16 protein-coding genes and 2 tRNA genes are annotated in these 23,204 nt (G+C 45.4%); 15 read left to right on the top strand and 3 right to left on the bottom strand.

The window, feature by feature from the left end; translation table 11 throughout:
• Nucleotides 1–841: 841 nt before the first annotated feature.
• The 11 genes from AXE77_RS06385 (at nt 842) to AXE77_RS06340 (ending at nt 12,046) form a co-directional block, all read left to right on the top strand.
• Nucleotides 842–1,642, top strand: a complete 801-nt coding sequence (locus AXE77_RS06385) for a Fic family protein (protein ID WP_430886659.1) — start codon at nt 842–844, stop codon at nt 1,640–1,642.
• Nucleotides 1,643–1,948: 306 nt separating this feature from the next.
• Nucleotides 1,949–2,152 (top strand): hypothetical protein, encoded by a 204-nt coding sequence (locus AXE77_RS06380; protein WP_116712640.1) that lies wholly within the window; start codon nt 1,949–1,951, stop codon nt 2,150–2,152.
• Nucleotides 2,149–2,280, top strand: coding sequence for a hypothetical protein (locus AXE77_RS06915; RefSeq protein ID WP_276308805.1), 132 nt, complete (start codon nt 2,149–2,151; stop codon nt 2,278–2,280). Before AXE77_RS06380 ends, AXE77_RS06915 begins: the two co-directional genes overlap by 4 nt.
• Before the next feature lie 299 nt (nt 2,281–2,579).
• Entirely contained in the window at nt 2,580–2,828 is a 249-nt protein-coding gene (locus tag AXE77_RS06375) for a hypothetical protein (protein WP_240612677.1), read from the top strand.
• 518 nt (nt 2,829–3,346) lie between these two features.
• Complete coding sequence (locus AXE77_RS06370) at nt 3,347–5,584, top strand: heavy metal translocating P-type ATPase (RefSeq protein WP_116712638.1); 2,238 nt, start codon at nt 3,347–3,349, stop codon at nt 5,582–5,584.
• Between the two features lie 239 nt (nt 5,585–5,823).
• Nucleotides 5,824–7,305 carry an FAD-dependent oxidoreductase gene (locus tag AXE77_RS06365; protein ID WP_430886658.1) on the top strand — a complete coding sequence of 494 codons (1,482 nt, stop codon included), beginning with the start codon at nt 5,824–5,826 and terminating at the stop codon, nt 7,303–7,305.
• A 114-nt stretch (nt 7,306–7,419) separates the two neighbouring features.
• Nucleotides 7,420–8,301, top strand: a complete 882-nt coding sequence (locus AXE77_RS06360; RefSeq protein WP_116712636.1) for a M48 family metalloprotease — start codon at nt 7,420–7,422, stop codon at nt 8,299–8,301.
• A 138-nt stretch (nt 8,302–8,439) separates the two neighbouring features.
• Nucleotides 8,440–8,513 (top strand) — tRNA-Gly (locus AXE77_RS06355).
• A gap of 257 nt (nt 8,514–8,770) precedes the next feature.
• Nucleotides 8,771–9,334, top strand: coding sequence for an alkyl hydroperoxide reductase subunit C (ahpC, locus tag AXE77_RS06350; RefSeq protein ID WP_116712635.1), 564 nt, complete (start codon nt 8,771–8,773; stop codon nt 9,332–9,334).
• Between the two features lie 109 nt (nt 9,335–9,443).
• The gene (ahpF, locus tag AXE77_RS06345) at nt 9,444–11,102 is read left to right on the top strand and encodes an alkyl hydroperoxide reductase subunit F (RefSeq protein WP_116712634.1); all 1,659 of its coding nucleotides are present in this window, start codon (nt 9,444–9,446) and stop codon (nt 11,100–11,102) included.
• Nucleotides 11,103–11,143: 41 nt separating this feature from the next.
• Entirely contained in the window at nt 11,144–12,046 is a 903-nt protein-coding gene (locus tag AXE77_RS06340; RefSeq protein ID WP_116712633.1) for a LysR substrate-binding domain-containing protein, read from the top strand.
• Nucleotides 12,047–12,344: 298 nt separating this feature from the next.
• On the opposite strand, the gene dcd is transcribed toward AXE77_RS06340, so the two are convergent.
• Both dcd and AXE77_RS06330 read right to left on the bottom strand, forming a co-directional pair.
• Complete coding sequence (gene dcd, locus AXE77_RS06335) at nt 12,345–12,926, bottom strand: dCTP deaminase (protein WP_116712632.1); 582 nt, start codon at nt 12,924–12,926, stop codon at nt 12,345–12,347.
• Between the two features lie 291 nt (nt 12,927–13,217).
• Nucleotides 13,218–16,205, bottom strand: a complete 2,988-nt coding sequence (locus tag AXE77_RS06330) for a cation-translocating P-type ATPase (RefSeq protein ID WP_116712631.1) — start codon at nt 16,203–16,205, stop codon at nt 13,218–13,220.
• A gap of 304 nt (nt 16,206–16,509) precedes the next feature.
• Between AXE77_RS06330 and rlmB the strand changes: the two genes are divergently transcribed.
• The gene (rlmB, locus tag AXE77_RS06325) at nt 16,510–17,505 is read left to right on the top strand and encodes a 23S rRNA (guanosine(2251)-2'-O)-methyltransferase RlmB (protein WP_165846103.1); all 996 of its coding nucleotides are present in this window, start codon (nt 16,510–16,512) and stop codon (nt 17,503–17,505) included.
• 129 nt (nt 17,506–17,634) lie between these two features.
• A complete protein-coding gene (locus tag AXE77_RS06320) occupies nt 17,635–19,329 on the top strand; it encodes an ABC transporter ATP-binding protein (protein WP_116712629.1) in 1,695 nt (564 codons plus the stop codon).
• A 173-nt stretch (nt 19,330–19,502) separates the two neighbouring features.
• Here AXE77_RS06320 and AXE77_RS06315 read toward each other — a convergent pair whose 3' ends face one another.
• Entirely contained in the window at nt 19,503–21,371 is a 1,869-nt protein-coding gene (locus AXE77_RS06315) for a S1C family serine protease (protein ID WP_116712628.1), read from the bottom strand.
• Nucleotides 21,372–21,648: 277 nt separating this feature from the next.
• Here AXE77_RS06315 and tgt point away from each other — a divergent pair, with 277 nt between their 5' ends.
• Together tgt and AXE77_RS06305 are read left to right on the top strand one after the other, a co-directional pair.
• Entirely contained in the window at nt 21,649–22,950 is a 1,302-nt protein-coding gene (tgt, locus tag AXE77_RS06310; protein WP_116712627.1) for a tRNA guanosine(34) transglycosylase Tgt, read from the top strand.
• A 74-nt stretch (nt 22,951–23,024) separates the two neighbouring features.
• Nucleotides 23,025–23,107: transfer RNA gene (locus AXE77_RS06305), tRNA-Leu, on the top strand.
• Nucleotides 23,108–23,204: the final 97 nt, after the last annotated feature.

The raw sequence follows: 23,204 nt of genomic DNA, 5'->3' as shown, positions 1-23,204 counted from the left end.
CCTAAGACTCCTAAGGCTCCTAAGCTTCCTAACACGGGTGCTGTGGTAGCTTTGGCTGCTGTTGCTGCTTCTGTGCTTGCTGGTATGGGTGCTGCTCTTCGCAAGATCCGCCACTAAGCTGCTTTAAGTGGTGAGTGCGTGGTTAATGCCACGCGCTCACTGCTTGGCTTTTGATTCTTGCACTCAGCGCACGGTTTCGAGAGTATAGGGCTGTTGAAATTGGTGTTTAGTTGCGTGGGCTGTTGCTTGCTGGACTGTTTTGCCAAATTTCTTTTCTTCGCAGTCTAGTGTGGTAGTGGTTTTATGCGGCTTTGTTGAGTGTGTTGCTTCCGGTTTTGTGGACGCTACTAGGGGCGTTCGTGAAACCGGAGGCTTTTTTGTTTTCTGCAAACATTTGCGCGCTTACTTTCTCGTTTTTGTGTACTTATGTGGGGTGTAAGTCCACAAAATCGCGCAACCTTCCTCGCGTTTGTGGACTTAGAGCGTACGCAAGTCCCCAATTGCGCGCTTATTTTCTCGCGTTTGTGGACTTAGGCGGGGTGTAAGTCCCCAATTGCGCGCAAACGCCGGAGAAAAAACTCCGGCAAATGTTCCAAATCACTAAACCGACATTTCCTTTACAGTCACGTAAAGGAAAAATCGAAATTAAGCCAAAAAACGACAAAAACTTTACAGTCACGTAAAGGAAAAATCGCGCGCGCAATGCTGCGCTCAGGCATGTCATCACGCGCGGCTGTTGTGCGTTTTGCGGATATGCTATCTGTGCCGTTTGCAATAATTTCGTTTGCAATCGCCGGCTTTGCTTGCGGCAATCTTGCTCTTTGGTACGGATAACCGTATCATGTCCGTGTTACCTCAGCATAAGACAGACGCTATTTTCAGAGTGTTCAATGTTGATCGTTATGATGACAGGGATGTGGTGATCACAAACCTGATTGAAAGTTATGATCGTCTGATGGAATTTGGAAAGAAGCATCTGAATGATGTTTTTACATTGGATGGTGTCCAGCGGATAAGCGCCAGAGATAAAATCCTGCGTGAGATTATTTCCAACCTGCTCATGCACCGTGATTTTTCCAGTGGATATGTACCGAAGCTTGTCATTGAACGGGATAAGATTACAACAGAGAATGCGAACCTTGCGCATGGGCACGGAAACTTGAATCTGAAAACATTCAAGCCATTTGCAAAGAATCCGCCGATAGCAAAAGTGTTCCGAGAAATCGGACTTGCTGATGAGCTTGGAAGCGGCATGCGCAACAGCTATAAATACACGAAGATGTATTCTGGTGGAGAGCCTGTCTTTACAGAGGCAGATGTTTTTACGACAGTGATTCCCCTTTCCGAGGCGGCAACTGTCAAGGTCGGGCCGACTACCCAAGGTACCCCACAAGTCGCACCTCAAGATACCCATCAAGTCACGCCCCAAGATCTGGAACAAAGGTTATTGAGATTAATTGATTTTTGCAGTACACCGCGAAGTAAGCGTGAGATGATGGATTACCTTGGCCTTACGGATAGCAAGAATTTCAGAGAAAGGTATCTTGTTCCTTTGCTTAGTGCAGGAAAAATAGAAATGACGATACCAGATAAGCCAAACAGCAGGAACCAGAAATATAAAAAAGTGAACATTGAAGATTAAAAAGCGACCATTGGAGACAGAAACCATATATCGAATAGAGGAAAACGGACATTCAATGTATAGTTTTGGTTTCACAAATAGGTATGTCGAGACGATGGGATTTCGGACTTATTTCCTCAGAGCGAGTCTTGAAACGAACGTCAAATCTACGGATTTGCATATTACAGGTAGGAACATGTCCTTTGAACTTTTCCGAGAACGTATAAGGGCAAAAATCGGTGTGTTTCCGAGCAAAAACACGCTTTGACCAATTCCAGCGAGCGAGCACGAATCTGGCTACACACTTGACATCAAGATGAAGCAGTCGTGCCAGCTCGTGACCTTGAAGCTGCTGAAGATGATGTTACTGCTGCTAAGCAGGCTGTAACCGATGAGGAAGCAAAGCAGGCTAAGCATGATGCAGCCCAGACTGCTTCCGATAATGCTAACGATGCTTTCACCGCTGCTCTCGCTAAGTTGAACAAGACTAAGAAAGACGCTGAAGGTCCACTGCTGCTCCTGCAGATTTGACTGAAACGACCTTTGCTGCTGCTACCGCCGTTGTTTTTGCTGCTAAAGATAAGGTTGGCGCCTTTAATGCTGCTCACGCTGTTGCGTGCTGGACTGTTTTGCCAAATTTTCTTTTCTTCGCAGTCTAGTGTGGTAGTAGTTTTATACGGCTTGTTGAGTGTGTTGCTTCCGGTTTTGTGGACGCTACTAGGGGCGTTCGTGAAACCGGAGGCTTTTTTTGTTTATTAATTTCTTTCTTGCCGCTTGCCCATCCAATTTTTGGGGAATAACCCAATTTTTTACTGATTACCCTAATAAAATTAGGGTGACACCCTGATATTTGTCAGTGTTGCAAAAAAAATATGAAAATGCTTAAATAGTTGAATCTCTTTGCAGAGATTACGGTATATATTCTGCTGTAACAAAATGTAGTCTCACGTGCACTAATTTGGGCAGTGCAACAGGCTCTCAAATTAGCTGGAAAGGTGTAGAAATGATTTATAAGATAAAACAAAATATTGCTGATATTTCTGCTGGCGTAGTTTCTTTATTAGTAGCTTCATTCGTTAAAGGTCAAGGTTGGAATATTCAAAATATTATGATTTGGCTTGCAACATTCGTAGCAACATATATCACATTACGTCTATTATTTATGCTTTTCAAAATCGTAAGAAATCTTCTCACTAAAAAACAGTAAATTTTAGGGTTATAGGCCGAATTTATGGCAAATAAATTGGCCTATAACCTAAATTTTAAAACAGACATTATAAAACTTATCACTATTGTTAATAGTAATGTTATTAAACGAAAAACAATTTCTGAATCTTAGTGATTATATACTTATTCATAACGATACTTTTGAATTTCTTTAACGCTCAACTTACTATATAAAATTATAATTTGTTGGCGAATTTGTGTATCGACAAATGATGAGTTTAGGTAGAGTTTTATTGCGATTTTTTATTGGAACTCATTATGGTGCTTTTTTGGAAGCGTAATATTTACATGAGAATGTTTCTCATCAAGGCCTATTGGTATGATTACTAAACATAAATAAACATAAATAAATACAAATAAATACAAATATAAATTAAATATAAATCTTTACGCCGTGTATTGAGTGCGCTATTTAAGTTGCGCTCAATGGGTTAACAAGGCGTGAAATCGTGTGTTAAGCGTCTTAAGCGGTTAACCTGATCAGCGTAAGGAAAGTATATGCGTAAACTTTTAGCATATTGCCGTCGTGTACCTCAATTAACAGTCGTAATTCTTGCTTTTCCGTTTATTGCGGCTTTGTACTCATGCAATTTGCCAATATTAGCTACTTTTAATGAGAAAATTTCTAATCTTTCGCAACGAATTTTTGATTTCTTAAATCTTGATTTCGATATTTCAATAAGTCTTAGTATTGGCAAAACTATTATCGCTATTCTCGTTTTATATACCAGCCTTACTTCTTTACACAACATGATTAAAGATTTGCGCGACGGCACTTTGGGTATTGATTTGCTAGCTTTTGTTGCGCTACTAGCCACTTTGTCAATGGGAGAATTTTGGGCGAGCTATCTCATCGTGGTAATGGTTTGGACCGGATCCGCTATAGAAGATTTTGCGCATATTAAAGCCCAACGCAATCTGTCTCTTTTAGTAAGCGCAGCTCCAAAAACTGCTCATCTTATGACTTTGCCAGGCATTGAGCACGAAATGCAACGCAATCAAGAAAACAATGAAACGTACGTGCCACCGTGTATGAGCGGCAACCACTGCGACCCAAGCACGTGCGCATTGTGCCAGCACGCTGAATTCAAAAAAGTGGATGCGTGCCAGCAGAAACATATCCGCAATTGTTGCCCATTCTTACAATCAACCGAATCGGGCGAAACCGTCGCAAAATTGCAGCGCTACACAACAGTGCCAGTTAATGAACTAAAAATTGGTAACGTTATCGTCGTGCTTCCCGGCGAAACTGTGCCGGTTGACGGCGAACTACTCAGCGGTTCCGCAACCCTAGACACAAGCGCTATTAACGGCGAATCCGTGCCGCGAGAAGTATTTGCAGGGGCGTCAGTGCTTTCTGGCTGCGTAAACGGCGGCGTTGTGCTTATTATGCGCGTAACCAAGCTATCGGAACACTCGCAATACCAAAAAATTATGCAACTAGTCGAATCTGCTAGGTCGTCACGCGCAGCTGTCGTGCGTTTTGCAGATATGCTATCTGTACCGTTTACAATAATTTCGTTTGCAATCGCCGGCTTTGCTTGGGGTTTTTCTGGCGACGCATTGCGATTTGCGCAAGTGCTAGTTTTGGCAACTCCTTGCCCGCTACTTATTGCAGTTCCGGTCGCTTGCATGGCTGGTACCGGGCGTTTAGCAAAACTTGGAATTGTGGTTAAAAGTCAAGACGTACTCGAGCAATTAAGCCGCGTAACTGACGTCTTCTTCGACAAAACCGGCACGCTAACTGTAAAACAGCCGCAAGTGGTAAACGTAGACGTAACCGACACTACGCAGGATGCTGACCGAATTGTAATGCTCGCAGGCGTGCTCGAAACCTATTCGCAGCACATTCTCGCCGGCGGCATCGCGAAAGCGGGAGCAAAGCTGTGGGAACGCACGCACCCATCGTCAACTCCGCAACTTCCTAGCGTACGAGAATACCCTGTAGTGCACAGTGTTAAAGAAACTGCAGGTCAGGGTATTCAAGGCGTTGTAGACGGCATTTTAGTGCGTGTAGGTAGGCGAAAATACGTAACGGAAAAAGATGCGGATCAAACTGTAGGGACTGTAGAAACTGTGGAAACTGTGGGCAAAGCTCTTGCCGCAGACGAAATGGCAACCTACGTTTCTTTTGACGGCGTGCTAGTTGGTCGTATTGTGCTAAAAGACGTGCCGCGAAATAACACAAAAGCAACTATTGCTTCACTGCGTGCGTTAGGTGTGCAATCGGTAGCAATGCTCACCGGCGACGGTTTGCAAGCTGCAACAACCATTGGTAAAAGCGTCGGCATTGACACAATACACGCGAATTTGCTTCCGCAAGATAAATTAGCACACGTAAAAAAGCACAATCTTGACGCTGCTAAGAACGGGAAAAATTCAACCGTAACCATGATGGTTGGCGACGGTGTAAATGACGCTCCAGTGCTTGCGGCAGCCGATATTGGCGTGGCGGTAACGGACGGCACTGATACAGCGGCATCGGAGTGTGCGCAAGTTGTTATTATGAACAATGATATTGCGTCGGTTGCTAACGCCGTAAGCGTTGCGAAACATACCAAACGAGTGATGATACAGTCGGTTTTGCTTGGAATAGGCTTGGCTGTTGTCAGCATGATTTTTGCAGCTTTTGGTTTTATACCAACGGTTCTTGGCGCCATGATGCAGGAAATTATTGACGTTGTATCAATTATGTGGGCGTTAACTGCGTTGCGCTCGCGTAATATTACTCACTAAAGCATGTTGTAAGACTTAGCGGTGCGCTACTCTAAATATGAAAGCATACGCGGATGCCTTTTGCGATAGCGAGTGCTGCAAAATGCGTTGAGAGTAAGTTTTAAGCATGTTGCGTAATTAGTTTTAAGTATTACGTAATTAGCAGAGCTTGGAAGTTTAAATATACGAAGGCAACCTATGCTTGTAGGCCGCGCAAAATGGCGCGAACGCGGCGAAACTGCCGCATGATACAGCTCAATATGGGGATAATAATGGAAAATAATATTGCTATAAATGAAAATGTTTCACGGGAAACGTCCGAACTGCGCATTGCTGTAGTCGGGGCTGGTCCTGCCGGAGTGTATTCTTCCGATATTTTCTTGCGCCAGCTCGCTAAACGCGGAGAAGAATTAGGGCTTGGCACGCGTGCTCGCATCGATCTTTTTGAAAAATTGCCTGTGCCTTTTGGCTTAGTGCGTTACGGAGTGGCTCCGGATCATCCAAGTATTAAATTTATTGCCGACGCTCTCGAAAAAACGCTTGATAATCCAGATATTCACCTTTATGCGAACGTGGAATTTGGCAGAGATATTACTTTAGAAGACTTGCTGCAACGTTACGACGCAGTGTTGTTCGCTACGGGTGCCGTAGAAGACAGGCCGCTTCGAGGCGTGCCAGGCGCCGATTTAGATGGCGTGTACGGAGCTGCGAAATTCGTAGAATGGTACGACGGCTACCCAACGAGCAAGCGCACATGGCCGCTTAACGCTCAGGAAGTAGCTGTTATCGGCGGCGGAAACGTGGCTATGGATGTTGCACGCGAGCTTTTGCGAGATCCGGACTATTTGCGCGATCATACGGATATTCCGGACGACGTGTACGAAGGATTGCAGCAAAATCGTATACAAACTTTGCATCTGTTTATTCGCAGAGGCGTGGCACAAGCCAAATTCTCCGTGCAAGAATTGCGCGAAATGGAAAAGTTGCCGGGAGTGCAAATCGTTATTAACGAAGACGATTTTGAACTTGACGACGAAACGATAGAAGTCGCGGGTAACGATAAGCTCACGCGCCAAATGGTGGAAGAATTATTTGCTATACGCGACATGGCAGAAGACATGGAAGATGGCGGAAACGTTGATTTTGAAGGAAATCCTGCAAATCGGCGTTACGTTATTCATTTCAACTCGGCTCCGGTTGAAATTCTTGGCGAAGATGGGTGCGTAAAAGCAATTCGCGTTGAACGAACTGTCACAAGTGCAGACGGCACAATGACGCACACTGGCGAATTTGAAAACTACAATGTGCAAGCAGTATATCACGCTATCGGCTACCATCCTGCCGAAGTTGCCGGTATTGCTTACGACGAAAAGCGCACGTTGCTCGCGAATAATGACGGTAGAATCGTAACTTCTGCGGAAAATGGTGAGGTGCGCAAACGACTGTACGCTACTGGTTGGGCTAAGCGCGGGCCAGTCGGCTTGATCGGTTCTACAAAATCTGATGCATTGCTCATTGTGAATAATATGCTTGAAGATTTATCGACGTCTGGTTTGGATGCGCAAGATCGCGATGCGCAGTCTATTGATAGGCTGCTGGAATCTCGCGGCGTGCAGGCTATTGATTACGCAGGGTGGAAGCGGGTTGACGAGTATGAGCGAGAACTTGGCGCTAAAGAACAGCGCACTCGCAAGAAAGTAGTGTCTGCTGCGGAACTTGTGTCTATTGCTTTGGGCGAGTAGTGCGCTGGCGTTTTGACGTTGCGGCGTTTTGGCGTTGTGGCGTTTAGATAGTAGTGAGTAAATACGCAGTGTACATTCAGAAAAATTTAAGTTCTTTTTATTAGACTGACTCCCATGTTTAAGGGCGTAAGAGCATACCACTATAACAGTTTGAAAGCCGCGCTGTTTTTTGGCGTTGTGTGGCTTTTTCTTACGTTATGCTGGCTGCTTACCGGCGCCCACATGGACTCATTGTTGTGGTTTATTTTGCTGGGGCTTGTGGTAAGTGCTACCGCTTACTGGTGCTCCAGCAAGCTCGCCATCGCTGCTATGGGTGCGTGCGAAGTTACTGAGGATGAAGAACCAGTGCTGTACGGTATTGTGCGAGAACTTTCTGCACGTATCGGTAAATCCATGCCTCGCGTGATGGTAGCTCCTTGCGAAAGTCCTAACGCTTTCGCTACTGGGCGAAACGAACGGCACGCTACTATTTGCTGCACGCGCGGATTGCTTAATATTCTTAACGAACGTGAGCTTCGTGGAGTAATAAGCCATGAACTTATGCACATTTATAATCACGATATTCTTGCGTCTTCTCTCGCTACAGCTACAGCAACCGTGCTAACGTACGTTGGTTCCTTCCTTGTTTATACGGGAAATAAGTACCAGCGTGGCCTTCGTAAATATTGCAAATTTGTGGGTAAAGGCTTGAATGTGCTATTTGCTCCTATTGCTGCTGTTATTATGAGCGCAACAATTCCCGGCTCGCGTGAATTAGATGCCGATAAAGACGGAAGTGAAGTAACAGGTGACCCAGCGGCGCTCGCGTCTGCCCTGAATAAAATCGCATACGGCGTGCAATTGCACGGGATGAAAGCTACTGCTGGCCTGCAGGCGGTTGCTTCGTTGATGATTGTTCGTCCGTGGAATAGTGGCGATTCCGTGCTTGTTGATTTATGTCCTTCGAGGGCGGCCGTTCAGGAGCGCATTGAGAAATTGATGGATATGGCTCGCTGATTTTGCGTGGTTGCGTATTGGTATTTGCGAACGTTGCTGTTTTTGTTTGCGATTAGTAATAGTAGATGCGTGTTGAAGCAGTAAACGGTGCATGGTAACCTTGAATGGTTGTTGCGCAACATGGTTGCTGCAATTTTTGCGGATGTAGTTCATCGGTAGAATGGAAGCTTCCCAAGCTTCAGAGGCGGGTTCGACTCCCGTCATCCGCTCCACTTACATAGCAATCTTGCATATTCCACATATAAAATTTACGTTTCTATAAGTCTGCGTATAAGTCGTCGCGCGCACACTTTGGGTTAGATGTGCGAAAGTAAGTACTATATATTTCTTTTTATTAAGTATTGATAATTCGTATAAGCAATATAGAAAATAACTATACGTATATAAACATTTATAGAAATAATCTATTATTAATAGCAAATGATACAGCGCGATGAAAGCGCAAAATTAATATATTTAGGAGAACAATATGAGTCTTATGAACACGCATATTCTTCCATTTAAAGTAAATGGTTATAAGAATGGCGAATTTGTTGAAGTAAGTGATGCTGACGTTCTTGGCAAGTGGGCAATTTTCTTCTTCTATCCGGCTGATTTTTCATTCGTATGCCCAACTGAGTTGGAAGATCTTGCAAATCATTACGAAGAATTGCAAAATCTTGGCGTAGAAGTATATTCCGTTTCTACAGATACACATTTTGTGCACAAAGCATGGCACGACGATTCCGAAGCCATTGCAAAAGTAAAGTACACTATGTTAGGCGATCCTTCCGGTGCTCTTTCTCGCAACTTCGACGCTTGGAACGAAGAATCCGGTTTAGCTCACCGCGCTACGTTCCTCGTGGATCCGCAAGGAATGATTCAGTTCTTCGAGATGACAGCTGATGGCATTGGCCGCAACGCTGACGAGCTTCTTCGTAAAGTTAAGGCAGCCCAGTACATTGCTGCTCATCCAGGCGAAGTCTGCCCAGCTAAATGGGAACAAGGCGAAGAAACCTTGGAACCTTCTATCGATTTAGTTGGCAAAATCTGATTTATCTAAAATCCCAATATTGCGTAGGAACCTACAATCGTAGCTTCCTACGCAACCATATTTACTATGTAAGCCTACAATCAATATTGCTGAAAGAAGTAAAATTTTTATGTCACTGTTGAATACATCATTAACTGCTCAACTCGCGGAATTATTAAAGAAAATGGTTTTACCAGTTGAACTTGTAGCATATACGGATAATTCTGAAACATCCCAAAAAGTTCGCGCACTAATTAATGAAGTATCTCAACAAAGCAACAAAATCAATATTATTGAAGGCGAGCAAGCAGTAAAGCAGACTGGCACAATTCGGAAGCCAAGTTTTATAATTAGGCGCGCAGAATCTAAAAATAGTAAGAACCAAGAAAATGAAGTATTCGTAACCTTCGCAGGATTGCCTCTCGGCCACGAATTTAGTTCGCTTATTCTAGCACTGCTGCAAGTAAGCGGATACGCTCCAAAAATTACCGACGAACAACGCGAATCAATCCTCAAACTTGGCGAACACAACGTAACAACCTACATGTCCGTCACCTGCCTTAACTGCCCAGAAGTTGTGCAATCACTAAATACTATTTCCATAATCAACCCTAAAATTCAGCATACTGCAGTAGAAGGTAGCGCTTTTAGAGAAGAAGTAGAGCGCCTTGGTGTAATGAGCGTGCCAGCCGTATTTGAAAACGGAAAACTCATTTCTTCCGGACGAGCAGGAATTGATGAACTGGTGGCAATACTTGCGTCTAACGAAAAATCTGATGGGAATAATAGCGTTTCTGCGCAAAACGCTGCGCTAGCAGAAAAAATGAATGCGCAAGATCCTTACGATATTATTCTTGTTGGCGGCGGCCCTGCTGCTTCCGCTGCAGCAATTTACACTGCGCGCAAAGGCTTGCGTACGGCTATGATTATGGATCATCGTGGCGGACAAGTAGTGGAAACGGAAAGTATAGAAAACCATATTTCACAAACGCACACTACTGGTGCTCAGCTAGCAGCAGATTTAACTAAACATATTGCACAGTACAATATTGACGTTTTCACACCAGATTGGGCAGATTCGCTAGATTTAGCTAAAGAAGCATACGGTTTGCATACAATTCATGCTCGCTCTGGCGGTGTGCTTAAAGCTCGCGCTGTGATTATTGCAACTGGTGCGACTTGGCGTACGCTTGGCGTTCCTGGAGAAGATGAATATAGGAATAGAGGCGTATCGTTCTGCCCTCATTGCGACGGTCCGCTTTTCAAAGATAAGAATGTTGTCGTTGTTGGCGGCGGAAATTCTGGTGTTGAAGCTGCTATTGATTTAGCTGGAGTTGCAAAACACGTAACTGTAGTTGAATTTATGGATACGCTGAAAGCAGATCAAGTATTACTAAATACTTTAAATAATTTGCCAAATACTGAAGTTATTACGAGTGCTGCTGTAAGCAAAGTTGAAGGCAATGGAAATAAAGTTACAGCAGTGCATTACTTAGATCGAAACAGCGAAAATAATTCTGAATCTAAAGAGCATGTTATTGAAGCAGACGGCGTATTCGTGCAAATTGGTTTGGCTCCAAATACTAGCTGGCTGGAAAATCAGTTGCCTCTTAATAAACGAAAAGAAATTATTACGGATAGAGCAGGTTGCACCGATATTCCAGGTATTTTTGCTGCCGGAGATTGTTCAGACGAACCGTATAAGCAAATCATTACAGCGTATGGAACGGGCGCGAATGCCGCATTGTCTGCATTTGACTATCTTATCCGCAGCCCACAAAACAAATAATTTGTAACATTTATTACGCAATAAACAATGGGAGGCGTCTTATGAATATTAGAGCGCTAGAATATCTAATAGCTTTTGCGCAAGAAGGAAGCTTTACCAAGGCGGCTGTTCGTATGCGCGTTTCCCAGCCTACTCTTTCAACGCAAATTAAAAGACTTGAAGAAACTTTAGGCGTGGAACTTATTGAGCGTACTCCCGGAAAACAAATCTTAACTCCTGCTGGGAGGGAAGTGGTTTATTACGCTAAACGTATTCAGGCAGATATGTCACGTATTCGACAAGCTGCAAGGCGTTCAGAAGACCCATGGTCATCTACAGTGGTTTTGGGTGTTTTTCCAACATTAGGACCATACTTACTTCCGCGTATCATGCCTGTTTTAAGGCGTTTAAAACCAAAACTTACTATTCGTTTTATAGAAGAAAAATCAGCAAAACTTATTGATTTACTAGATAGCGGTCAAGTTGACGCAGTTATATTAAGCGAAAGTTTGAATGCGCCTTCAATAAAAGTGTGTCATGTTTTTGACGAAGATTTTCTTCTTGCGGCTTCTACAAATTCTTTGCTAGGCCATGAAAGTAAACCAATTGAACTTTCAGATTTGTCTACACAGAAAGTGCTTTTATTAGAAGATGGGCATTGTATGCGTAGAAGCATGCTCGACGTATGTCAAAAAGTAGGTGCGAAGCAATCGGAATTTAGAGCAACATCGTTAGAAACTTTGCGATATATGGTTGTAGGTAGCAAAGATGTGACGTTATTGCCACGTCTTGCAACTGTACCTCCAATTGTGCAGCCGGCTGGTTTAATGTTACGAGAGTTTAAGAATCCCAAGCCTTATCGTTCACTGTACTTAAATTGGCGTGCGGCTTCTCCAGTTGACAAGATTATGGAAGGATTGTGCAAAATCGTCAGCTCTGTTTGTGCTGACCTGCACAAACAATAATGTTGGCCTATAACCCTGCGGTAGCGTAGGTGCGCTCGCAAACAGAGCATTAAAAAATTTAACCCCGGCGCCTGAGCGCCGGGGAAACAAAAAGGAGAGAAGAAAAGAATAAGTTTTTAGTGCTTTTTTTCGTTGCACCTGTCGTTTTTTCATCGACAATATTATGAAACCACACGATGCTGGGTAGCAGTAAAATGCTGGCTGACAGTTATCTGAAAATTCTCTACTTTTCTTCTGAAACTTAGTATTTAATCAACAATCGCCATATTAATTTATATTTAATGACGATTGTGTGACCTTATTTTCCTAAATCAGCACGATAGAAATGTTCGTATGAGCGCGATGGGGTTGGACCGCGCTGACCCTGGTAATGTGAACCGTTTACAGAAGACCCATACGGATTCTCGCACGGAGAACTCAACTGGAAGAAGCACATTTGGCCAATCTTCATGCCAGGCCAAAGCTTAACCGGCAACGTGCTCACGTTAGAAAGTTCAAGCGTAATATGGCCTTCAAAGCCTGGGTCAATAAAGCCAGCTGTGGAATGCGTCAAAATACCAAGACGACCGAGCGAGCTTTTGCCTTCCAAACGCGCAGCAATAGTTGCATCAAGCTTTACATACTCCCACGTAGCGCCTAAAGCGAACTCTCCAGGATGAAGAATCCAAGGCTCGTCAGGAGCTACCTCGAACTGTTCCGTAAGCTCTCCCTGATTCTCTGCCGGATCAACATACGTGTAAGCATGATTGTTGAATAATCGGAAGAAACGGTCAAGACGCACGTCAATTGACGCTGGCTGTACCATTTCCGGGGTCCATGGGGTCAAATTAATATGGCCCTCATCATGAGCTTTGAGAATGTCGTGATCAGACAACAGCATGACGTCAAATCTCCTTGCAATAACTTATGCACAACACACTTCTTCGTTCGCACGAAATATTCCATTTTCTATTGCATATTTTGCGCGACAACACAATACGGACAATTGTAGCGTGTGCTGCGGTCCGGCAGTTTCTAAAACTATTTTCTGAAAACAAACAAGTATTCGTGAGCAATAAGCAAAAAATTTTATAGAAAATAAAAACACAAAACGCGGCACAGAAACGTAGCTGATGTAAGAAAACTACGTACTGTACCGCGTATTTGCAAGGCAGCTTGATAATTTATTTTATTAAGCAGCCATAGTTAAGGATTTTGCTGCCTTGCGTTTAGCGATAAAACGCAACACGCACTTTCTAAGCTCGGAAGCTATTAGCACCACCATGGAAAGGCCGAGGCACTCAAACCATTCAGTTAAGCTCAAAGGCACAGTGCCAAATGGCTCGTTCAAGAATGGAATGTAAATTACAGCCAGCTGGAGAACCACAGAAATTGCAATAGCGCCCCAAAGCCAACGGTTCGCAAACAAACCTACGAACACGCTCTGCAAATCGGAACGAGATGCTAACGCGTTCAACATCTGCGCAAACACAAGAATGGTGAAGCCCATTGTGCGAGCATGAGTCATTTGAGCGGCGTGGCTCATAACGCCAACAGAACGGTCAGTAAACAAGCCGCCAGCCAAATGCATATCCATGCCGATTAACGTAATAGCAGCCATGATTATGCCGATAAATACAATATCTCCCCACATTGGTCGGTCAATAACGCTATCGGTGAGCTTTCGAGGCTTCCTATCCATTACGTCGTCGGTTTGCGGGTCAACTCCCATAGCGAGAGCAGGGGCCGCGTCCGTTAGCAAATTAATCCATAAAAGCTGAGTTGCAAGCAAAGGCAAAGTAACGCCAACGGAATTAGGCTGCGTAATGCCAAGCGCGCCAGCAAAAACAACGCCACCAAAAACTGTGCAAACTTCGCCGACGTTAGAACTGAGCAAGTATCGTAAGAATTTACGAATATTATCGAAAATTCCTCTACCTTCGCGCACAGCCGCAACAATAGTTGAGAAATTATCGTCAGCCAAAATCATTTTGGCGGATTCTTTCGTAACTTCAGTACCGGTAATGCCCATAGCGACGCCAATATCAGCCGACTTTACTGCTGGAGCATCGTTTACGCCATCGCCAGTCATAGCAACAATGTTGCCTTGACGCTGCAACGAAGACACAATAGCAAGCTTGTGTTCAGGGGCAACGCGCGCGTAAACGCTGGTTTTGTTTATTGCTTCGTCAAAAGCGATATTGTCGTCGTCTCGAGAAAGAAGTTCGTCGAGATCGTCACCGGTGAGTGCGTGCTCGTCTTTGCCAACAATTCCAAGATCTCGCGCAATACGCGTCGCAGTGAGCGGGTGGTCGCCAGTAATCATAACAGTGCGGATTCCAGCGCGGTGAGCCTGAGCAACACTATCTCGAACCTCAATACGAGGCGGGTCAATAATGCCAACCATGCCGTTCCAAATCAAATCGGATTCCAACACGTCGCTCTGCTCAGCGACATCAGCAATCTGACCGGCAGCATTCGCAACCATGCCGTCAACCTTTGCCAAGCTATCCACGCTAAGCGGACGATACGCCATGCCAAGAGTTCGGTAAGCTTCTCCGGAAAGGCGTTCGACGGTAGCTAATATATCCTCACGGTCGCCATCGGTGAGCGGGCGCACAGCACCGGCTACCGCAATGCGAGTGCAGTAAGAAAGCAGCACGTCCGGAGCGCCCTTAGCGCAAACAATCAAATTTCCGGAATCTGAACCATCTTTTACAACCACGGACATACGCTTGCGTTCGGAAGTAAACGGAACCTCAGCAACGCGAACTAAGTGAGCGTAGCGCTTATCTGCCTTCGTTTTACGTGCGGCAACAATTAACGAAACTTCCGTAGGATCCCCAACCGGTTGCCAACTTTTAGTAGTTTCGTCGCAATGAAGATCGCCATCGTTAGCCAAGTAGCCGGAACCTAAAGTTCCCAATACTTCTGTAGCGAGATTTTGTGGAACTGCAAGATCTGCGTCTGCAGAATCAAGAAGTACCATGCGACCTTCCGGCTTGTAGCCGCTACCAGTGAGCTGAACTTCGCCGCTCGGCGTCACTACGCGCTCAACAGTCATTTCGTTGCGAGTAAGAGTACCCGTTTTATCGGAACAAATAACGGAAGCGGAACCAAGCGTTTCAACGGAAGACAATTTTTTTACTACCGCATGATGCTTAACCATGCGCTGCACGCCAAGCGCAAGAACTACTGTCAAAATCGCGGCTAAACCTTCCGGAACCGCAGCAACAGCAAGCGAAACAGAAAGCAGCAGCGAATCAATAATATCTTGGATTGTATGGAAGCCTTCAAGAAGCCACATAGAGGCAAGAACTATCACCGCAATAACGCACACGGCAATGCCGAGAACTTTAGAAACGCGCACCATTTCGCGCTCAAGAGGAGTGGATTCCTCATCCGACTTAGAAAGCATATCCGCAATTTTGCCAACTTGCGTGCGCATGCCGGTTGAAGTTACGATTGCGCGGCCGGTTCCTTGCGTTACTGCCGTGCCATTAAACACCATGTTGGCGCGATCGCCTAACGCTTTCGCGGATTGCAAAGTATCTGGACGCTTGCTTACTGCAACTGATTCGCCCGTAAGACTTGCTTCAGCAATGCGCAAAGAAGCAGCCGCAATAAGTCGGCCGTCTGCAGAAACTGCGTCACCTTCGCCAAGAACAAGAATATCGCCCGGAACCACTTCAGTAGTATCGATGCGGCTAACGCGGCCGTCTCGTAAAACTGAAGTTTGCGGAGCACTCATTTTAGCCAAAGCTTCAACTGCTTCTTCCGCACGCGATTCCTGAATAAAACCGAGCACAGCGTTCGCAATCAAAATTATGATAATAACAATGGAATCAAACGGAAGAATTTCTCCGCCGCTATTTCCTTTATGTTGCGCTCGCTCTACGAACCAAGCGATTGCAGAAATAATCGTGGCTGCAATAAGCAAGTAAACGAGCGGATCTTTGAACTGTTCAAGGAATCGTTTCCACGCAGGTATTTTTGGCGCTGCGGCGAGTGCGTTCGGACCAAATTGCGCAAGTCGGCGAGATGCTTCTTCGGAGCTTAAGCCGTGCGTCACATCTACATGCAGAGCTTCGGCAACTTGTTGAACGTCTTGTAACGATGGATCTTGACTTGGAGAGTCAATTACTTTGTTTTCGGATTGATCAATAGTGTGATCAACCATATTTTCCCCCTTGGGAGCGCCGCGGAGTAGTCAATAATTGCGGTAACAGCGCTATTGTTAGCTGCTTATTATCGTAACTATTGCGCGGTTGTGGATTATTGCAACGGTTTTGCAACAGTTTTACAACAGTTTCGCAACAGTATTGCAATAGTTGAGTACCGTTCTATTATGTCATAGAACGTGCCGGAATATTTGTTTAAGCATTTCTGGAATATTTGTTTAAGTATTTTGTTGCAAAAGTCGCCTGCAAAGTGATAAAACTTGGTACAAACTCAATGCCTCGGGGGCATGTGAGAATAGGAGTATGACTACGAAAAAAGGACCGACCAAGGGGTCGGGTGGAAAACATCGCAACGCGCTACGCGGTAAAGGACCTACACCAAAGGCCGAAGATCGCGTATATCACAAGGCTTATTTTGCTAAAAAAGCAGCTATGAAACGTACTTTTGCTGATCCGCGACTAGCTGCACGTCGCAGAGTAGACAAGTTGGGCACGGATTCAGACGAACTTGTTATTGGCCGCAACGCAGCCCTTGAAGCTCTACGAGTGGGTGTGCCAAGCACGCAGTTGTACGTGGCGAATCGTATTGAACACGACGATCGCACTCGCGAAATTGTGAAGCTCGCCGGTATGCAAGGCTTGCGTTTGCTGGAAGCTGACCGTTTGGAAATGGATCGCATCGCTCATTCTAGCAACCATCAAGGCATTATTTTGAAGGTGCAACCGTACCAATATTACTCGTTGCAGGAATTAGTTGAGCGGGCAGAAAAGAAGGCTCGCGCCATGGAAGCTGCAGATTCTGCGGCAGCGCGTATCAATGCGCGACCGTTGTTTATTGCTTTGGATGGCGTAACTGATCCGCAAAATTTGGGTGCGGTTATTCGTTCTGCTGCCGCGTTTGGTGCTAATGGCGTGATTTTGCCAGAACGTCGTTCTGCTTCCGTAACTGCGGCTGCGTGGAAGGTTTCCGCGGGTGCTGCAGCTCATTTGCCGGTTGCTCGAGTCGTGAATTTGAACAAGGCGATTCAAGGTTTGCGCGAACGCGGCTGGTATGCGGTTGGTCTTGACGGCGGTGGCGACAAGCTCGTTGGTGAAACTGGTTTTGAAACCGATCCGTTAGTTGTGGTTCTTGGTTCCGAAGGTAAAGGCATGAGCCGTCTCACGCGTGAAGCTTGCGACGCTATCGCAGGAATCCCAATTTCCAGCGCGGTTGAATCTCTTAACGCTTCGGTTGCTGCTGGTATTAGCTTGTACGCTGTGGCCAATGCTCGCCGTTTGGCGGCTTTGAAACAAAACTGAATAACAAAACTGAAAATTTGATTTAAGTATTCACGCTCGCCATAGTGCGGGCGTGATTTTATTTGTGCGCTGTTTGTGCACAACTTGTGTGATTATTTGAACAAGCAAAAGTTCCGAACGAAGGTAGTTATGAACGGAAACATATCCTATTTGAAATCTGCAGACACGATACGTCTGTCGCTCCGCGCTCGCATACTTACGTTTGCTGCGTATCTTTCGGTAATTATTATCGTCATGTGTTTCCATGAGCCTTGGTTCGATGAAGCGCAAAGTTGGCTTATTGCTCGCGATTCTTCTTTTGCTGATTTGTTAACGCTTCGCCCGCACTACGAAGGGCATCCGCCGCTGTGGACGCTTCTTCTTTCTATTCCTGCAAAAACTGGGGTCCCGTACGAAATCGGTCTTAAGGGAGTGCAATTGTTGTGTGCCGCGCTGCTCGGAGGGTGGATGATATTTCGCGCTCCTTTTAGCAGGCTGGCAATTATCCTGCTGCCGTTTACGTATTTCTTCTGCTTCCAATATGGCGTTACTTCTCGCCCGTATGCGCTGCTTTGCGCTGCCTTGCTAATGGCTGCGCACTATTGGAAACAAGCGGATTCTAAGCCTTCTTGCACTTGGAAACTCATGTTAAGTCTTGCGCTTATGTGTGTGTTAAGTGCTTATGGAATTGCATTGGCTGCCGGTTTTGCGTTGGCTTGGGTTTTCCGAATTATTAAGTCTGCGGGATTGTCGCACGCTTTTTCCGCAATCTTTTCCAATATCCAACGTTTGTTGGCTTGGGTTTTGCTCGCCTTTGTAGGTTTTGCAAGTGTTGCTTGTATTTGGCCCGCTTCTAACGCTTTTGGTTCCCGCGCAACTTTTAGCGGGAATCCGCAGATTATTCAATTTTTGTCTTTCCTTTTCGTCGTTCCTTCAGAAAGTGCGTTTACTGCTTTTGGCGGTGACGTGTCGCTTCGACGTTTAACTTTGGGCGTGCTACCTACTGCTATTTGCGTGATTGTTTCGCTATTGATGTGGGCTTGTGTGATTCGTATTGCGCATCGCAGGAGTATGCTCGCTGATCTTATTTTCCCGTATTTGGCTTTTTCTGCGGTGGCGACGCAATATTTTACTTTGCATCATTCGGGAATCGTGTTCGTACTGTTTTTGGCGCAACTTTGGATGTGTATTGCAAAGCGGCCGCTTGATAGAGGTGACGTTCCGGCTATGCTGGTCAAACTTTTTGCACGGTTGAGGCATTATTTTGCAAAATATAATATTGCAGATCGGCAAAAGGCGGTTAACTTACTTATTGTCATATTGCTTGCGCCAAGCCTAGTGTGGAATGCGTTTGCTTGTGTCAACGATATTTGTTTCGACTATTCTGGATCTCGCGCGCTTGCGCAATTTATTAAGCGCAATCATGCTGAAAATAAGCGTTTCGTAACTTCTTGGCTGCATAAAGATGAACAAACTGACAAATACGGTAACGTAATATCTCCGGAAGTAAGTGATATTCATCAGTATTCGTGGCAACTTATTACAGCAAACCCATATTTTGCTAAGAATCTTATTGATTGCAGCTACAAAAACACTTCGTTTATTACCAACGAGCAGCCTAATGAACAGCAATCTTATGCTGAATTAGCTGTTTGCAGATCGAAGCGGGAGCCTCAATTCTTTGTTACGGAATCGAGCGAGCCTTGGTACTATTTCCTAACTTTGGATTACAACATTGAGCACTATACTGCGCACGTCATTGCGCGAACCAGGGCCTCTTGGAAATCAAAGATTTCGCAGGGCACGGTTACGGTTTACGAGCGTAAAAGTAACCTTGCGAAGTAATCAGTAAAGCGCAAATCGACGAAGCGCAAATCGAGTAATAAAAAATAAATAAAAAATAGATAAAAATACGCCCCGACTGCAAGTTGTATGAACTTACTTTCGGGGCGTATTTGTTTAACTAATCCGCATTTTCAGCACGATTGACTGCGCTGTTGTGCGGGTAGTTATTCAATTTACCAGAAGCCAAACGGATCAAAAATTCCGCCGTCATCTCCATCGTCGTCTCCACGCTGCTGCATGTCATCATCGTCGTCATCGGAACTATTGCCATGCTTATTGCGCAAGCTATGGCGCTTCTTGTTCTTATTGAACTGGCTTTCTTGACGATTGGCGCCATTAACGGCTGCTTCTTCTTGGTTAAATGTCACCCGTAGTTTCAGCGTACTTCCGCCGCGCACTACCGTAAGTGTGGCCTTTTCGTTGAACGCTGTAGCGCGCACGTACCCGAGCAGAGCGTAATTGTTAGTCACCGGCTTGTCGTCGAAGGCTACAATAGTGTCACCGGCTTGCAAACCAGCCTTTGCTGCAGGAGAGCCTTGGTTTACTGAGGCGATTTGCGCACCTCCGCGGGTAATTCCGTTTGATTCAACGGCTACGCTTTTAATCATAATTCCCAAAGCTACGTGTTTAACGGAACCTTTTTTAATAATTTCTGAAACTACGCGTTTTACTAAGTTCGCTGGAATTGCAAAGCCGATACCAATAGAACCAGCGGTGCCGCCTTGTGCAGATGTTGCTGCAATGGAGGAGTTGATACCGATAATTTGTCCTGCTGCGTTAAACGTTGGGCCGCCTGAATTTCCAGGGTTAATAGCTGCGTCGATTTGTACTGCGTTGGTTACGATTTCGGAACGGCTTTGGTCATCCATAACAGATACTGGTCGGTTTAATGCTGACACAATACCAGTGGTTGCTGTGTCGTCGTAGCCGAGTGGGTTGCCAATTGCCATAACCGGCTCACCTACCGCAAGATTGTTGGAGTCGGCGAACTGTGCTGCCTTCAGATTGCTTGGCGCGTTGTTGAGTTTGAGCACTGCCAAGTCGGTTGTTTTATCTGCGCCCACCAAAGTTGCTGAATACATTTGCCCATTGGAGAGCGTGACCTGAATCTGTTTTGCGCCAGCGATTACGTGATTGTTGGTCACGACATAGCCTTTAGAGCTAATGATTGCGCCGGAGCCTTTGCCCATGCCACGTTCCAAACGTGTTTGTATGGATACTACAGATCCGGAGACTTGACGTGCAACGTTTCGCCAATCTGGGGCATTTGCGCCTTTGACTATTGCCGTTCCTCGTGCCGAATTATTTGTGCCAACGTTAGCCAAGGATCCTGCTTCCGGAAGTGCAATAAGTCCTTGAGAAATGGCAAAAGCTACCACTACTAAGCATACTATTGCTGAAATTGCAGCGGAAATAATGGCAGTGAAAACAGGGGATACTACGTTCTTATTGCGAAGCTTTGGTGCCGTTGTGCCGTTTGCGTTGTTGTTGCTGGTATTGTACGGCTCCCCGTTAGGATCCGTGTTGTTTGCAGCTGCATTGTTGGCGCCGTTTACAACATTCGGATTTTCGTTAGATTCGTAAGGATTTCCAAATGTGTTGCTCGTATGTTGCAAATTGGCAAACGGTATAGGTAACGTATCGTTAGTGTTGCCTTCGCGCGTGGCGTCGCCGTTAAATCCATTTTGTGTGTTTTGTGCGTCTTGCGTATTGCCGGTAATTGCGCTGTTTGCTGCGCCCGTGTTATCTGTGCGAGCAGGGCCATAAGCGCCGAATTCTGGAGCAGGACTGTATATTTGCGGTTGCTGCGTTTGTGGCGGTTGCGGCAGTTGCGGCGCAGGTTGCATTTGCTGAGGTTGCTGTGTGTTTTGCTGCGTTATTTGCTGAGTCTGCTGTTCTGCTTCCGGTTGAGCTTCTTGCTGCGACTGCGACTGCGGCTGCGGCTGGGGCTGGGGAGCGTAAGGCTGATTATCTTGATTGCCTTGAATCTGGTTAGACTCGTTGAATTCTTGCTGATGAGCATCATAAATATCGTCAGCCATTCATCCTCCTTAAAAATATTCTTAACACAACATAATAAACCATGCAGTTATTCTTAATACGAGTTAATCTTCTCGTTCTTAAAATTTCCTGAACAATTCACAATAAAAAACCCGTAAATTAGCTAGCGATTGTCTCCAAAATAGGTATTTGCATATATCATCGCGAATTTTGTAAGTTACGTTGGTTCGCAAATTTCGTCAGTTTATAAATAGTATTACTTTGTTTTCGTAGCAACTTTTAGTTTTACTCGTCAGGGCTTCTAATAAAGTAAAGGATATGACAAGTCTTCTTGAACATCCACGCGGAGCCGAGCCTGGGAAGCCTGGTGACCGCAAAGAATTTTCGTTTACAACTAAAACGCGACTTTCCAATACTGCTGAAGGTAAGGGTCGCGACGGCGCTCGTTACGGACGCACTGGCGTAATTCACACGCCTCACGGAGATATTCAAACTCCTGCGTTCGTGCCGGTTGCGACGCAAGCTGCGATGAAGGCAGTATTGCCTGAAACTATTAAAGATTTAGGCGCGCAGTGCATGCTTTCTAACGCTTTTCACTTGTATGAGCGTCCGGGTGCGGATGTTCTTGACGAAGCTGGCGGTTTAGGAAAGTTTATGAACTGGGATAAGCCAACTTTTACGGATTCTGGTGGCTTCCAAGTGCTTTCTTTAGGCGCTGGTTTTAAGAAAACGCTTGCAATGGACGTTACTGGCATGAAGTCGGATGATGTTATTGCGGCCGGCAAGGAGCGTATGGCTTTCGTTGACGAGGACGGCGTAACTTTTAAGTCTCCTCTTAACGGATCCAAGCACCGTTTTAGTGCCGAAATTTCTATGGGAATCCAGCATAAACTTGGTGCGGATATTATGTTTGCTTTCGACGAGCTTACTACTTTAATGAATACTCGTCGCTACCAGGAAGAATCAGTTGAGCGTACATTCCGTTGGGCTAAGCGTTGTGTTGCTGAGCATCAGCGTTTGACTGAGGAGCGCGTTGGTAAGCCGTATCAGGCATTGTATGGTGTAGTTCAGGGCGCTAATTATGAGGATTTACGTAGGCATGCAGCTGAGCAGATTGCTTCGCTAGATTTTGATGGCGTTGGTATTGGTGGCGCTATTGAAAAGCGAATTATTGGAGATACTTGCGCATGGATTTGTGACGCGATGCCGGAAAACAGGCCTCGACACGTGCTTGGTATTGCTGCAGTCGACGATATTTTTGCGTGCGTAGAGAACGGTGGAGATACATTTGATTGCGTAGCCCCAGCTCGTTGTGGACGCAATGGTGCGATTTTCACTCGTCATGGTCGTTATAACGTAAAGCGTGCTGAATTTAAGCATGACCAGCGTCCGCTTGAGGAAGGTTGCGATTGCTACACTTGCACGCATTATTCTCGAATGTATGTGGATCATTTGTTGCGAGCTAGCGAAATGAACGGTTTTACGCTTGCGACTATTCATAACGAGCGTTTCTTTGTGAAGTTGCTTGACGATATTCGTGCTTCTATTGACGGCGGATATTTTGAGGAGTTCCGCGACGAAACTCTTGCGCATTATTACGAAAACGGTTCAAAAGGCTGAGAGCAATTTGAGTACAAAACGCTAGGCTAAATATTGCGAGTTTATATCAAGTATGGTAGCCTTGCACTTTGTATGCGAACGTGGCGGAATGGTAGACGCGCTGTCTTCAGGTGGCAGTGAGTGTATACTCGTGCGGGTTCAAGTCCCGCCGTTCGCACTCTTTGTAAAACGTTGATATTTCAACGTTTTTTTATTTTGTAGCATCATATTGCAACATCATGTACAACAATTGTGCATTTGCTTAAAAATATGTG

The sequence above is a fragment of the Gardnerella massiliensis genome (assembly GCF_003408845.1).
Classification (GTDB): Bacteria; Actinomycetota; Actinomycetes; order Actinomycetales; family Bifidobacteriaceae; genus Bifidobacterium; species Bifidobacterium vaginale_H.
This window is presented reverse-complemented; position numbering and strand designations above follow the sequence as displayed.

Bases quoted from the DNA above. Each gene is read 5' to 3' on its own strand.
- ahpF (WP_116712634.1), top strand. From the start codon at position 9,444: ATGTCACTGTTGAATACATCATTAACTGCTCAACTCGCGGAATTATTA.
- tgt (WP_116712627.1), top strand. From the start codon at position 21,649: ATGACAAGTCTTCTTGAACATCCACGCGGAGCCGAGCCTGGGAAGCCT.
- AXE77_RS06340 (WP_116712633.1), top strand. From the start codon at position 11,144: ATGAATATTAGAGCGCTAGAATATCTAATAGCTTTTGCGCAAGAAGGA.
- AXE77_RS06320 (WP_116712629.1), top strand. From the start codon at position 17,635: ATGAACGGAAACATATCCTATTTGAAATCTGCAGACACGATACGTCTG.
- AXE77_RS06370 (WP_116712638.1), top strand. From the start codon at position 3,347: ATGCGTAAACTTTTAGCATATTGCCGTCGTGTACCTCAATTAACAGTC.
- ahpC (WP_116712635.1), top strand. From the start codon at position 8,771: ATGAGTCTTATGAACACGCATATTCTTCCATTTAAAGTAAATGGTTAT.
- dcd (WP_116712632.1), bottom strand. From the start codon at position 12,926: ATGCTGTTGTCTGATCACGACATTCTCAAAGCTCATGATGAGGGCCAT.
- rlmB (WP_165846103.1), top strand. From the start codon at position 16,510: ATGACTACGAAAAAAGGACCGACCAAGGGGTCGGGTGGAAAACATCGC.
- AXE77_RS06385 (WP_430886659.1), top strand. From the start codon at position 842: ATGTCCGTGTTACCTCAGCATAAGACAGACGCTATTTTCAGAGTGTTC.
- AXE77_RS06365 (WP_430886658.1), top strand. From the start codon at position 5,824: ATGGGGATAATAATGGAAAATAATATTGCTATAAATGAAAATGTTTCA.
- AXE77_RS06315 (WP_116712628.1), bottom strand. From the start codon at position 21,371: ATGGCTGACGATATTTATGATGCTCATCAGCAAGAATTCAACGAGTCT.
- AXE77_RS06360 (WP_116712636.1), top strand. From the start codon at position 7,420: ATGTTTAAGGGCGTAAGAGCATACCACTATAACAGTTTGAAAGCCGCG.
- AXE77_RS06330 (WP_116712631.1), bottom strand. From the start codon at position 16,205: ATGGTTGATCACACTATTGATCAATCCGAAAACAAAGTAATTGACTCT.